The organism is Desulfitibacter sp. BRH_c19 (genome assembly GCA_001515945.1).
Lineage (GTDB): Bacteria > Bacillota > DSM-16504 > Desulfitibacterales > Desulfitibacteraceae > Desulfitibacter.
Map to the genome: position 1 here is coordinate 155,006 of LOER01000036.1, position 13,823 is coordinate 168,828.

Here is a 13,823-nt window from a genome sequence, read left to right on the forward strand (position 1 = left end):
TGCTATCCTCTCAAATTCTTTAGTTTGTTTATGTCAATCGAGTCAAATTCTTCATTGATCTTAAATACCATGATTCCCATAATTAATACTGCTGTTAAAATGTCTATAAAAATACCCAAATCCACAATGAATGGCATCCCATGTGTAGCAAATATGGCTGTAACAAAAAGTCCGTTTTCAATTACAAGAAATCCTACAATCTGACCAATGGCTTTCTTGCGAGTAATCATAAAGTATAATCCTATGAGGACTACAGAAACCATATTCACTACTTGCATATTTACGGTACCAGCGTTGATATCTTTAATGGTTGAAAGCGAAAAGAATGAGAATACTACTAGAATGCAGCATACAAAGACATGCAACGGTATATTGAAAAAGAAGTCCTTTTCTACTTTATACTGAACTTTGTCATAAGCTTTATTTAAAAGGTTTGGTATATAGATTACCTTCAAAACAATCATGATCAAACAAACCACAAGTATATCAATGTGGCCTTCAGTTTGCAGGCTTTGAATGCCCATGATTCCTGTTGCAAAAGCAATTAGAATGGATTGTATTCTGAAGGTCCTTATATACGACTTAACCCTTTTATTAGCTACAAGAATAAAGGATGAAAATAAGATTAATACTGATAGTGCATCAAGATAATTAGCCATTGCTACCTCCAAAGAACAAGATAATTTAGAAATCCTAAAAAAGATAAAATAAATGATAGGGCCGCTAGGTTAGGTACACTTAAAAGACGAAACTTGACTGTACTGATCTCTATAACGGCAATTAATACAGATATAACAATAACTTTGAGCACATAAATTAGAAGCGAAAGCATAATCGCACCTATACCGACCATTCCAATAAGCTGGTCATGGGGCATAAAGATATTAACTACAAATGTAATAAACACCAGCTGTTTGATTACGGCACTAAGTTCCATCAAGGCTAGGTGCCTTCCTGAATATTCAAGAATCATTGCTTCATGAACCATAGTAAGTTCAAGATGTGTTGCTGGGTCATCCACAGGAATTCTCGAGGATTCAGTAACAATGATGACAAGAAATGCAAGAAAAACTACTAAATATACAGGATGAGCTAGCGGCAGACCTGCAAATTGGGCGGTGGTCATCATCTGATATACGGAAGTTGACTTAGAGATAAGGCCAATTGTTATTACTGAAACAATTATCGATGGTTCCATCAAAGATGAAATCATGGCCTCCCTGCTACTTCCCATACCCCCAAATGTACTAGCTGTGTCCAGTCCAGCAAGCACCATAAAAAATCTACCCAAGGCTAGGAGGTAAATAAGCATGATTGCATCTCCTGGAAAGGCTGCTGGTGTGATCATCGTTGATACTGGTACAAATAAGGCTGCAGTAACTGCAGTAGAAAACACGATATAGGGTGTTGCTTTAAAAATCCATGAAGACACCTCTGAAACAACTGCACTCTTGTGAAACAATTTCCTCAAATCAAAGTACATTTGTAGTAAAGGTGCTCCCTTTCTTTTCTGTGTAAGAGCTTTCACTTTCTGTATCACACCGTTGACCAAAGGTGCCAGTAAAATTATTACTAGTATTTGAACCAATATATAAACAAAAGTGCTCATGATAAGTCTCTCCTTTTACTTCTTCCTAAACAAGCCTGTTATATAACATTAGTGCCAGTACGGTTACTAGAATATACAAAAGATACATGTGAATGCTTCCTGTTTGGATCGAAAGCTTTGTTTTGATTGAAAAGTTATTAATGAAGTGAAGCATTGGGTTATATAAGTACTTTTCAAATATCGGCTCTGTAGAAACTTTATATTTTATTGAGGTAGGAAAATATGGTGATCGTCCTTGCTCAATTTCAAATTCTCTTTTTGGACGATATAAAATTCGAAAGATGATTCTAAGCGGCTTGGTAAACCCAGTAGCACTATATTGCATTCTGGAATTGTGTTTTCCGAAGCCGCAGTCCCAGGTTCCAGATTTTCTTTCTACATACTTTCCTCCAATGAGTCGCATTAACAAAAATGCGAACAAAATGATTAAAGGTACAATAATTAATATTGATATAGGAGATATGCTACTACCTGAAATATCCAAAGGATAATAAGCAATAAAAAATCCTCCTTGTAGCTGGTCTGCTATGGAGATGCCAGTCAAATCTAAAGCGACCTTGTCAACCATCTTTAGGAAAACTATAGGAAAAATACCTGCAGCAAGGCAAAATGTTGCAAGTATACCCATTCCAATATTCATTGTTACAGGAATCTTTTTCACGTCCACAGCATAATCGCTTCTGGGAAGGCCTAAAAAGGAAATTCCAAACAGTTTGACAAAGCATGCTGCTGCCAAAGCTCCAGACAGAGCGAGGGCTGTAATGGATAAAATAGATACAATATTCATCCCGGCTTGTCCAGGGCTAATATTTGCAAAAAGTGACTGGTAGGTCAGCCATTCGCTTACAAAGCCGTTAAAAGGAACAACTGCCGATATGGCAAGAGAAAAGCACAACATAAAAAACGCTGTAACGGGCAACTTTTTGATTAAGCCACCAAGTTGCTCCATATCTTTAGTATGAGTGGAATATTGGATTGCCCCTGCTCCAAGGAACAGGCCGCCTTTAAATAGTGTATGGTTAAAAGTATGAAAAAGAGATGCTGTAAGTGCTAAACCACCTAAAAATAAATTATTTTGAGCAAATGCAATAAAACTTACACCTAAACCAATCAGTATGACACCGATATTTTCAATACTACTGAATGCCAGAAGTCTCTTAATGTTATTTTCCATCAGAGCGTAAGCAATTCCCAACACAGCTGATACAACTCCAATACATAGGATCAAAATTCCCCACCATGTATGTTGGATATGCAAATAAAAAAGCAAAAATCGAATTAGTCCATAGATAGCTGTTTTTATCATAATGCCAGACATCAGAGCAGATACATTGCTTGAAGCAGCTGGATGTGCGGAAGGTAGCCAGATGTGGAATGGAATCACTCCTGCTTTTGTACCAAACCCAATCAGAAACAGGACAAACATAATATTCTTAGCAAATCCAGGTATAGCATCCGAACTTCCAAATATGTCAAAGGAGTGAGTATAGCTGAACATGACCATGAAACCAATCAATAAAAATGCTGTACCTAGATGTGTCATGATAATGTATAGTGTTCCAGCCCTTTGGTTTTCTTCTTGCTCAGATTCAAATACTACTAGAAAATATGATAGTACAGCCATTGTCTCCCATGCGATAAAGAAAAAAACCGCATTGCCCGCAGTAATGACTAAAAACATGGATAAAATAAAAGTTGCATACAGAAAATTATAAAGTCCTACGTTTCGTTTATCGTAATAATGGGAATTATACCCAATAGAGTAGATGGAGACGCATAACACAAGTATGGACAATCCAAGCACAAAAAAGGCAGATAGATGGTCAATAACAAGATTTATAGAAATGAAAGGTATTTGGGAATCAAATATCGCCAGATTAATGACATCATGACCAGAGATGATTTGTATAATAGAAGCTGCAGTCCCTAATAAGGCTGCAGCTATACATATTATGTTTGAAACAATGTTGACTAATTTGTGGTTTTTCATTAATACAAGGGAAATTACAGCAGCGCATAAATATAATAAAATAGTTACTTGAAACAAATTACTAACCTTCTCTCTATTCTGTTTAAAAAGGGTTGATAGGTTATAATATAAGCATTATACTAGGTGTTAATGTCCACTATTTGCTAGATTAACATGTCCACTAATATTCGTCAACAGTTAAGGGGGTTCAATTTTTGAATAACATGAGAAATGTCTCCTCGAAAGGTATGGAGATTATTGATTTGTTTATTGACTCACTTAGAGGAAGAAATTTAAACTCCAGAACCATTCAGGAATACGCAGCTGATTTAAAGCACTTTATGGGTTGGCATGAATATCAAGGCATGGAGACTTGTCAAAACGTGCTTATCTTTTCCTTTGATCAGATAACCCTTAAAGAACTTGTCACTTATAAAGAAGCTATGAAAAAAGTAGATCTGAAGCCCTCCACAATAAACAGAAGGCTCTCTACGATAAAGTTGTTATTTCATTGGGCACATCATCATGGGTTTGTTCGAAAGGACTCTTCCAAACATATAAAACTTCTTCCATTACCAAAAAGTCCGCCGCACATGATTAATAATGAAGAGGAAAAACGTTTGTTAGATGCAGTAAAGGCTCATGGGAACCTAAGGGATCAGGTAATATTGAAACTGATGATTTTTACGGGAATTAGGGCTGGGGAAATCTGTAATCTTAAAGTGGTAGATGTTAAGACTTTTCAAAAGAGCGGAGTTATTATAGTTGGAGCGGAAAACCAAAGACGTAAGGTTCCCCTAAATAATATGTGTAAATCGATTCTTGAAAAATATATGGCTACGAACACCAACTACCTATTTTTATCTAAGAAAACTGGAGAGCGACTTACGGAGAGAGCTTTAAGACATCTCGTGAAAAAATATCTGGATATTGCTGGACTTGAAGGATTAAGTGCATATTCTCTGCGGCATAATTTCGGATATAGAAAGGCTGCAAAGACCTCAATGCATAAATTGGCTCGAATTATGGGACATAACAGTCTAAATACTACAATGACTTACTTTAAATAAATTTTAAGTAATTACAATTCTGTATTTACAAGTGCAATCTCATATGATAATATATGTGGCAATACAATAATATAAATGCTATGAAGAGGAATAGTAGTCACTTGGAGAATTACAGAGAACTGTTGGCTGGTGCGAAACAGGATTCAAAATGTGATGAACTCGCCTATGAGCTGTCCGCTGAAAATAAGTAGGTGGGAACGGATGCCAATCGTTAAAGTGGCGGGATATCGGTGATATTAAAATAATATCTACCCGTATCTTTTAAGTGATTTTTTGCTTTATAGCAAAAAGAGTGGTACAGCGGAATTTAACCTTCCGTCTCTTAGAGACGGAAGGTTTTTTATTTTCAAGGAGGGAAGTTTAATGTCAAGAAAGATTTATATTTTCGACACAACATTAAGAGATGGAGAACAGGTTCCTGGGGCAAAATTAAACTTATATGAGAAATTAGAGATTGCAAAACAGCTAAAAAGACTTAAGGTGGATATGATAGAGGTTGGATTTCCTGCATCCTCTAAAGGGGACTTTGATTCAGTTAAAAGGATTTCAGAGGAAGTAGGTAAAGATGTTGTTATTACAGCTCTGGGAAGAGCAGTAAAAAGTGATATTGATGCAGTCTATCATAGTATTAAAAATGCTGAAAAACCAATGATCCATATGGTTCTGGGCACTTCAGATCTACATGTAGAAAAGAAGTTTAAGCAATCCAGGGATTCTATATTGGAAATGGGAGTTGAGGCTGTTAAGTATGCTAAAACTCTTCTTCCAGAAGTGCAGTATTCCCCAGAGGATGCTACTCGCTCAGACTTTGAGTATTTATGGAAGACAGTAGAAGCGGTAGTTAAGGCAGGTGCTACCTGCATTAATATTGCAGATACTGTTGGCTATGCAGTACCAGAGCAGTTTGGTGAGTTAATTAAAAACATAAACTATCGATTAAAAAACCTAAATGACAAAGTTATTTTGAGTGTACATTCCCACAATGATACAGGTCTTGCTGTAGCTAATTCACTAGCTGCTATAAGAAATGGAGCAGATAAAGTAGAATGTACTATTAATGGACTTGGTGAAAGAGCTGGTAATGCTTCTCTAGAGGAAGTAGTCATGGGACTTAAGGTACACCCTGAGTATTATGGTGGATATAGTGATGTGAAAACCACCGAAATACTAAGAACTTCTAAGCTTGTAAGTGCAATGATGGGCTTGGACGTACAGGTAAACAAAGCTATAACAGGAGAGAATGCCTTTGCCCACTCATCTGGAATTCATCAAGATGGCCTATTAAAATCTAGAGATGTATATGAAGTTATCCGTCCTGAGGATGTAGGTGCTCAGGAGATGGAATTGGTATTAACAGCTCGCTCAGGACGTCATGCTTTCAAGCATGTGTTAGGAAATCTAGGATATGAAAATATGGAAGAAGATATCTTCGATACCATATATGATAGTTTTTTAGAATTAGCAGACAGAAAAAAAGAAGTATATGATCATGATGTTTACTATCTGTTGAAGGAATATTATAGAGGACAGAATCAAGCTTTTGTAGGAAATGGAATTGAGCTATATGGGTTAGTGGATTTTCAAGTAATAAGCAACACTCTATTTCCAACAGCTACAGTCAAATTAAGAAAGGGTGAAGAAAACCTAGTGCAAAGTGCTACTGGAAATGGTCCTATAGATGCCTTGTGTAGTGCTATTACAAGTATAGTTGGTAAAGACATACAGCTAAAGGAATACCGAATCAACAGTATTTCTAGAGGAAAAGATGCCTTGGGTCGGGTTTGTATTCAATTTGAATTTAACGGAAAAATATATAATGCCAAGGCAGTAGATACAGACGTAATTAAAGCAAGTGTGCTGGCATTCTTAAATGGAGTAAATAAAATTGCATTAGAAACTAAAACCTCCTAAAAACTTCTAAAAAATGTTAGAATATTGATGGGCAATAAATACTTAGTATTTATTGCCTTTTTTTACGATAAGTTTAAAAAAATTGCAAAAAACTTGCAGTAGATTGAGAGTTTATTACGTCTATTATTGTGTAGGGGAAAGGAGGGTTATATGAAAGCGGAGGAAAATCTCATAAAAGCAGCTTTAGCGAGGGATCAGAAAGCATTTCGAGATATAGTAGAGAAGTATCAGAACTATGTATTTGCAATTATTTTTAATATAGTAAGAGACCACCAGGAAACAGAAAATTTGGCCCAAGAAACTTTCATACAAATTTACCGTTCCCTACACAGTTATAATTTTAAAGGCTTTAAAACATGGATTGGTAGAATTGCAACAAATAAGGCCATTGACTATAAAAGAAAGCATAAAGTGGAAGAAGAGTTGCAGGTAGTATATTCTGAGCAAATAATTAACCAAAATTTATCGAATAATGAGCTGGTGGAAGATCAAATTATCAAAAAGGAAGAATTTGAGTCCATAAAAAATCTTTATTGCCGTTTACCTGTAAAATATAGTGAGGTTATTATCAAACACTTTTTAGAAGCTAAAAGTTGTAAGCAAATAGCAGATGAAGAAGGGGTTAGTATCAGAACGGTAGAATCCAGGGTTTTTCGAGCAAAAAAGCTTCTTCAACAATATGCGGAGGAGGGAGGATAATATGAGCCACTACAACCATAGGCAATGGAAACGTTATGCTGATAATATAATTGATGAACAGCAACAAAAGGAAATGGAATGCCATTTAGTTGATTGTGATGATTGTTTAGAGACATATTTGTCTATAATAGAGGGGACAAAAATAAACGAAGTGGTTAGTTTGGTAAATATGGATTTTGCTAATAATGTAATGAGACAAATCAATACTCAAGAAATTAAAACATCCATAAAGTCAAACAAAAAAAGAAAGAAGTCTTCCGATATCCTCTTGTACTATGTTGCAGCTGCTTGTATTACTCTAGCCTTTTTCAGTAGTGGGGTTTTTGATTTTATTGGTTATTATATTCCTAAAACAACTGTTCAACTGGTAGATACTACAAGGTCCAGAGAGCTACTAGCAAGTGGATGGACAGAAAGGCTAATAGATTTAGATTTAGAAGATTTAACTAAACAAGATTGGGGTGATAGATTTGAAAAGAAAGAGTAAATTCTTGACTTTTATACTTTCTTTTATACCAGGTTTGGGTCAAATGTACTTAGGTCAGGTTATGAGGGGGTGGATATTTTTATTAACAACCATAGGTACTTTTTTAGGAATATTTGTCTTAATGGAAATACTGTTTATTCATAGTGCAGGTGTTTTGTTCATCATAATACCACTTATTTGGCTGATTTCTTTGGTGGATAGTATGATAATAGCTAACAGAATTAACAATATGGATGTGGAAGATGGGAATGAAAAGAGGCAAGTGAATTCTTTGGAACTTACTAAGCAAAATAAAAAACTAATAGCCTTAGCATTTTCTATAATACCTGGGGCGGGACATATGTATTTAGGACTACAACGTCAAGGATTACAATTAATGACCATGTTTTTCTTTATACTCTTTTTTACAGATGCTTTACGTCTAAGCTTCCTAATGTTTATTCTCCCAGTTATTTGGTTCTTTGGGGTGTTTGACACTTTAAAGAAAGTATCGGATGAGGGTGCTTCAAAAGATGAAGATATTATATTTTTCTCTTGGATAAATGGAGACAGACATTGGGAAATTGGTAAAAACAAAATTTTAGGATATGGATTAATAATATTAGGTCTAATTCTAATATTTAATAGAGTGGCCTTACCATTAATTGGTCAATACATTAGCTGGACAATAAGTAACTACTTACAAACAGCGTTGATAGCTTTCTTGTTTATTCTTGGAGGAATAAAATTGCTGCTAGGTAGCAAGGAAGAAAAAAGTGGAGAAAAAGGTGAAGAAAATGGAGGGAGCAGCCTATGCGAAAGTGGCGAGTAGGTAGTATGTCCATGGGAGTATTGCTTATCTCCCTCGGAGTTATTCTATTAGCAGCACTTATAAAGGAAACTGCAATAATTACTCAGATACTAAACTGGTGGCCTATTGTCTTAATTATATTGGGATTAGAAATAGTACTCTATCTTTTTTTAGCAAAAGATGATCAGCCCAAAATCAAATATGATCTTGTAAGTATCTTCTTAATAATAGTTTTAGCACTTTTTAGTATTGGTGTATATACAGTCTCTAGTATTGGGGTTATTCCCAAAATTACCGCTGTTATAGCTAGCCAAGAATATGCTGTAGTGGTTCCAGAGACTAGAGCGAATATACCGGAAACAGTAAGTAAAGTAATTATTGAACTTCCAAAAGCATCAGTAAGTTTTAAAAAAGGAGAGTCTGATTCTTTAATTGTCTTTGCTAGAGGGGAAATTAACGCTGAAACAAAGGAAAGAGCTGAGGATTTTGCTAATCAAATAGAAGTTTTAACTAACCAGGTTGGAGATGTGTTATTTGTTCAGATTACAGATATACCAAGGGCAAGAGACCTGAATCTAGGTGTTAATAGTCTTAGTTATACAATTTTTATGCCTAATGATAAACAGGTAGAGATAAAGAGACAAAATAATTATTACTATTATGATACAGAAATTGATAGTGATGCCGTTACAAATACCTGGCTTGTAGAAAACCAGGGGAAAGTAAAGTTGAATGTAAAAAGTGATAACATTGCTATTAAAGCCATGGTTAATAACCAGTATTCCCTAGGTGGAAATGTAGAGTGGGACATTTCAGCGGAAACAGAGGATAATCAGGCTACCGGAAATGTTAGTTTTGGTTCAGGCTCCAATAGAATTAACATTATTAATCAAGGTGATGTGGAAGTAGTTTACTTTGAATAATTAAAGTCAAAACTAAAACAGAATTCAAAAGGATTTTTTAACCCTATTAATTGACTAATTTGAAAAGTCTTTGATAGGGTTTTAGCTTTGTAATCAAATGAAGCAATTCTTAATAAATACTTAAGGAATTGTTAAGAAAGGACTAATAAACGATTGTGCGCCAGGTGTTATACTACAGACAATATATAATCAGCAATGCTGGATTTTATGAGGAGATGAAGATATGGAAACCGCTATAAAAACATATAACTTATCAAAACATTACAGCACTCAAAAAGCTGTAGATCAGTTAAATATGACAGTTCGCAAGGGAGAGATTTTTGGATTTCTTGGTCGTAACGGTGCTGGAAAAACAACAACAATCCGTATGCTTTTAGGACTGATAAAACCTACTGAAGGAAATATTGAGATATTTGGAATGGATTTAAAAAAGAACAAAAACAGAATTTTAAATAGAGTTGGGGCCATAGTTGAGTATTCAGGTTTCTATCCTAACTTAACTGGAACTGAAAACTTACAAGTTTATGCAAGACTTATGGGTTTGAAAAAACAAAAGGCTATTCAGGAAGCCTTAGAAATAGTAGGTTTAGCTGATGAAACAACTAAGCTGGTAGGCAATTATTCAATGGGTATGAAACAGCGCCTAGGAATAGCTAGAGCTATTATGCATCACCCTGAATTATTGATATTTGATGAACCTACTAATGGTCTAGATCCAATTGGCATTAAAGAGATGCGTAAACTGATAAAGAAGTTAGCTAATGAGAGAGATATTACAATATTGGTGTCAAGTCACATTCTTAGTGAAATTGAGCAATTGGCCGATCGTGTTGGTATAATTCACCATGGAGTTCTTCTAGAAGAAATTGACCTAAAGGCTTTAAAGAATGCTAATAGAAAATATTTACAGATAAGAACATCAAGCATATCCCAAGCAATTAAACTTATGGAAAATAACTTGAATATTTTTGAACATGAGCTTGTAGAAGAAAATGTACTAAGGATTTACAACCTAGATACTCCACCAGCCCAAATAAATAGGTTGTTAGTAGAGAGTCAGCTGGAGGTTATGGAGTTAGTTATGAAAGAAGATAATTTAGAAGACTACTTTATTGGCATTACAGGAGGTGGCTCCATTGGTTAGGTTACTCTATACTGAAATTTTAAAACTAAAGCGCTCATATATGCTTCTTATTACATTGGCTGGTGCTAGTGTTTCACCTTTTATTAATTTCTTAATGTTTAAAGCCATTGAAAGACTTGATATGGATGAGGTCAACAATGTAGCGGTTATTGACTTCCCTACCTATGCTGATCAGACAAATTTCTTTATCATTCTAATTATTGGAGTTATGCTGTATGGCTTACTAACAACTTATTCATTTAGCCGAGAGTACCAAGATGATACCTTAAAAAGCTTACTTATCATACCTATCAACAGAACTATGTTTATCATAAGCAAATGCCTTTTAGTATTTATTTGGATAATGTTTCTTACCATTTACACACTAGGTCTTTCTATGGTTTTTGCTCTGCTTGGAGGGTTTGCAGGTATTAATGTGACTAATATTTTACAGGTAGGAAAAGTCTATCTTTTGACTGGGTTTATGATGTTTTTGCTTGTGATGCCGTTGATGCTGTTAACAAGCATTTTAAAAAGTTATGTAGCTTCTGTAGCTTTTACCATTGGTATCGTAATTGTTAACTTAGTGATAATGAATTCTGAATTTCTAGCAATTTATCCATGGTCAGCTCCCTTACGTATTGTAAATCCATTGATTAATGTTGCAACTTTTCCATACTGGTATTCATGGGTAGCTATATTAATAACAGGTTTTCTAGGAATTTTATTGACTATTATATATTTTAATCGCCAGGACATTCAGTAGCTATTAAAAGTAAAAGTTTAATGAAAAGATACCCTCCATTGAAAGATTTGGAGGGTTTTTTCGTACACTATTGCTTCTTGACCATTTTGCTAAATTACCCATATCTAGTATACTAGAAGAGTAAAAGGCGCTACTATAGTAGAATAAGTAACAATCTATCGTAAGCTGGTTATAGATTAAATTCATTTACTATTATATAAAATGATATTTGGAGAGGATTATTTAAATGAGTAAAACATTAGTATTATCTGAAAAGCCATCAGTAGCAAGAGATATAGCAAGAGTTCTGGGTTGTAATAATAAAGGCAATGGATACCTCGAAGGAAAATCACATATAGTTACCTGGGCATTAGGTCATTTAGTTACTTTGGCTGACCCTGAAGCGTATGATGATAAATACAAGGCATGGAGAATTGAAGACTTGCCAATGCTTCCAACCCAGCTAAAGCTTATTGTTATAAAGCAGACTAGTAAGCAGTATAATACTGTTAAAACGCAAATGAACCGCAAGGATGTTAGTGACATTGTTATTGCCACAGATGCAGGACGTGAGGGGGAGCTTGTTGCTAGGTGGATAATAGAAAAAGCACATATAAGAAAGCCTATTAAGCGTCTTTGGATCTCTTCAGTCACAGATAGGGCGATTAGGGATGGTTTTAATAAACTAAAGAACGGCAAAGAGTATGAAAATCTTTATGCATCAGCTGCTGCTCGTGCCGAAGGTGACTGGATTGTCGGCATTAATGCCACTAGAGCATTAACGTGTAAATATAATGCTCAACTTTCTTGCGGGAGAGTTCAGACTCCAACACTTGCTATCATCGCCAAAAGGGAAAAAGAGATTAGAAACTTTACACCCAAAACCTTTTATGGGATTACTGCTGTTACTGACAAGTTAAAACTCATCTGGCAGGATGGTAGATCCAAAGATACCAGAACATTCGATAAGGATAAAAGCGATACAACGCTAACATCTATTATGAAATATAAGGATGCCAAGGTTATAGAGGTTGATAAAACCCGTAAAAAAACATTACCACCACAGTTATACAACTTGACTGACCTTCAAAGAGAGGCTAATAAACTTTTTGGTTACTCAGCAAAGGAAACCTTATCTATTATTCAAAAATTGTATGAACAGCATAAGGTTTTAACTTACCCAAGAACGGACTCTAGACATATATCTAGAGATATTGTTGATACTTTAAAAGATAGAATTAAGGCATGTAATATTCATCCATTCTCCAAATCAGCTATGAAAATATTAAACAAGCCAATAACTCCAAACAAAGCTTTTGTTGATGATACCAAGGTTACAGACCATCATGCTATTATCCCAACTGAGCAGACCGTGCTCCTTAGTTCTTTGAGTAGTAAGGAATTAAAAATATATAGCTTAGCTGTGAAACGGTTTTTAGCTGTTTTATTTCCACCCTTTGAATATGAGCAAATAAATATCAAAGCTAAAATTGGAGAAGAGAATTTTATAGCCAAGGGTAAGGTCGTGATTGCCCAAGGTTGGAAAGAAGTTTATGATAATAGTTTTGAGGAAGAGGAATCAAAGGATAACATCTCAGATCAAATACTTCCTGATCTAAATAAAGGTGATACGCTAAAGGTATTAAACATTTCCCAGACAAGAGGAGAAACCAAGCCGCCTGCTCCTTTTAATGAAGGAACTCTACTTTCGGCTATGGAAAACCCAACAAAGTATATGGATACTGGGGATAAAGGGCTAATAAAAACCATGGGTGAAACAGGTGGGTTGGGAACTGTAGCTACAAGGGCAGACATTATGGAGAAGCTTTTTAATAGTTTCTTAGTTGAAAAAAGGGGCAAGGATATTTTTATAACTTCAAAGGGAAGGCAGCTCCTAGAATTAGTTCCAGAGGATTTAAAGTCACCAGTATTAACTGCAGAGTGGGAGCAGAAGTTAAGTACTATAGCTAGAGGTTCGTTAAATAAAAATACTTTTCTTAATGAGATGAAGGATTATACAAAATTAATAGTTGGAGAGATCAAAAATAGCAAAGAGAAGTTTAAGCATGACAATGTTACAGGAAATAGATGCCCTGAATGTGGCAAGTATATGCTTGAGGTCAATAGCAAAAGAGGTAAAATGCTTGTTTGTGAAGATAGGGAATGTGGTCATAGAAAGGGTATTTCCAAAGTAACCAATGCACGGTGCCCAACTTGTCACAAAAAGTTAGAGTTACGCGGTGAAGGAGAAGGACAAATATTTGTGTGTAAATGTGGACATCGGGAAAAGCTTTCATCCTTTGAAAAAAGGAAAACGGGAAATGCTAAAGTTTCAAAAAAGGATGTAATAAATTTCATGAGGCAACAGAATAAAGCAGATGACGCACCAATCAATACAGCCCTTGCAGATGCCCTTGCCAAGCTTAAGAATAAGTAACTTTTTGAATATAGATATAGAATACAGTAGTCAGTAGTCAGAATAAGAGCTAGGGGCTAA

Annotated in this window: 12 protein-coding genes and 1 other annotated feature; of the genes, 9 read left to right on the forward strand and 3 right to left on the reverse strand. The window is 35.2% G+C overall.

Translation table 11 applies throughout. From position 1 onward, the window contains the following. Positions 1-2: 2 nt before the first annotated feature. Genes APF76_01015 through APF76_01025 form a run of 3 tightly spaced genes read right to left on the reverse strand, consistent with a single transcriptional unit; the run spans position 3 to position 3,656 of the window. Positions 3-659, reverse strand: a complete 657-nt coding sequence (locus APF76_01015) for a hydrogenase (protein KUO49853.1) — start codon at positions 657-659, stop codon at positions 3-5. A gap of 2 nt (positions 660-661) precedes the next feature. Next, on the reverse strand, positions 662-1,609 hold the full coding sequence (locus tag APF76_01020; GenBank protein ID KUO49854.1) for a formate hydrogenlyase: 948 nt from the start codon (positions 1,607-1,609) through the stop codon (positions 662-664). Positions 1,610-1,634: 25 nt separating this feature from the next. Continuing rightward, a complete protein-coding gene (locus APF76_01025) occupies positions 1,635-3,656 on the reverse strand; it encodes a formate hydrogenlyase (protein ID KUO49855.1) in 2,022 nt (673 codons plus the stop codon). Between the two features lie 146 nt (positions 3,657-3,802). Here APF76_01025 and APF76_01030 point away from each other — a divergent pair, with 146 nt between their 5' ends. The 9 genes from APF76_01030 to APF76_01070 all read left to right on the forward strand — a co-directional run bounded on the left by APF76_01030 (position 3,803) and on the right by APF76_01070 (position 13,763). Beyond that, entirely contained in the window at positions 3,803-4,648 is an 846-nt protein-coding gene (locus tag APF76_01030) for a hypothetical protein (protein ID KUO49889.1), read from the forward strand. A gap of 71 nt (positions 4,649-4,719) precedes the next feature. After that, positions 4,720-4,974, forward strand: a sequence feature (T-box leader). A 37-nt stretch (positions 4,975-5,011) separates the two neighbouring features. Continuing rightward, positions 5,012-6,559, forward strand: coding sequence for a 2-isopropylmalate synthase (locus APF76_01035; protein KUO49856.1), 1,548 nt, complete (start codon positions 5,012-5,014; stop codon positions 6,557-6,559). Positions 6,560-6,709: 150 nt separating this feature from the next. Further along, on the forward strand, positions 6,710-7,258 hold the full coding sequence (locus tag APF76_01040) for a hypothetical protein (GenBank protein ID KUO49857.1): 549 nt from the start codon (positions 6,710-6,712) through the stop codon (positions 7,256-7,258). A 1-nt stretch (position 7,259) separates the two neighbouring features. Further along, positions 7,260-7,745 carry a hypothetical protein gene (locus tag APF76_01045; GenBank protein KUO49858.1) on the forward strand — a complete coding sequence of 162 codons (486 nt, stop codon included), beginning with the start codon at positions 7,260-7,262 and terminating at the stop codon, positions 7,743-7,745. Next, a complete protein-coding gene (locus tag APF76_01050) occupies positions 7,729-8,556 on the forward strand; it encodes a hypothetical protein (protein KUO49859.1) in 828 nt (275 codons plus the stop codon). The genes APF76_01045 and APF76_01050 overlap by 17 nt, the downstream gene beginning before the upstream one ends. After that, positions 8,538-9,458 (forward strand): hypothetical protein, encoded by a 921-nt coding sequence (locus tag APF76_01055; protein ID KUO49860.1) that lies wholly within the window; start codon positions 8,538-8,540, stop codon positions 9,456-9,458. Before APF76_01050 ends, APF76_01055 begins: the two co-directional genes overlap by 19 nt. 223 nt (positions 9,459-9,681) lie before the next feature. Then, complete coding sequence (locus tag APF76_01060) at positions 9,682-10,602, forward strand: bacitracin ABC transporter ATP-binding protein (protein ID KUO49861.1); 921 nt, start codon at positions 9,682-9,684, stop codon at positions 10,600-10,602. Next, positions 10,595-11,347 carry a hypothetical protein gene (locus APF76_01065; GenBank protein ID KUO49862.1) on the forward strand — a complete coding sequence of 251 codons (753 nt, stop codon included), beginning with the start codon at positions 10,595-10,597 and terminating at the stop codon, positions 11,345-11,347. The genes APF76_01060 and APF76_01065 overlap by 8 nt, the downstream gene beginning before the upstream one ends. A 226-nt stretch (positions 11,348-11,573) precedes the next feature. After that, positions 11,574-13,763 (forward strand): DNA topoisomerase III, encoded by a 2,190-nt coding sequence (locus APF76_01070; protein ID KUO49863.1) that lies wholly within the window; start codon positions 11,574-11,576, stop codon positions 13,761-13,763. Positions 13,764-13,823: the final 60 nt, after the last annotated feature.

Coding starts and splice junctions, on each gene's coding strand:
- APF76_01015 (KUO49853.1), bottom strand. CDS start 659: ATGGCTAATTATCTTGATGCACTATCAGTATTAATCTTATTTTCATCC.
- APF76_01020 (KUO49854.1), bottom strand. CDS start 1,609: ATGAGCACTTTTGTTTATATATTGGTTCAAATACTAGTAATAATTTTA.
- APF76_01030 (KUO49889.1), top strand. CDS start 3,803: ATGAGAAATGTCTCCTCGAAAGGTATGGAGATTATTGATTTGTTTATT.
- APF76_01035 (KUO49856.1), top strand. CDS start 5,012: ATGTCAAGAAAGATTTATATTTTCGACACAACATTAAGAGATGGAGAA.
- APF76_01040 (KUO49857.1), top strand. CDS start 6,710: ATGAAAGCGGAGGAAAATCTCATAAAAGCAGCTTTAGCGAGGGATCAG.
- APF76_01045 (KUO49858.1), top strand. CDS start 7,260: ATGAGCCACTACAACCATAGGCAATGGAAACGTTATGCTGATAATATA.
- APF76_01055 (KUO49860.1), top strand. CDS start 8,538: ATGCGAAAGTGGCGAGTAGGTAGTATGTCCATGGGAGTATTGCTTATC.
- APF76_01060 (KUO49861.1), top strand. CDS start 9,682: ATGGAAACCGCTATAAAAACATATAACTTATCAAAACATTACAGCACT.
- APF76_01070 (KUO49863.1), top strand. CDS start 11,574: ATGAGTAAAACATTAGTATTATCTGAAAAGCCATCAGTAGCAAGAGAT.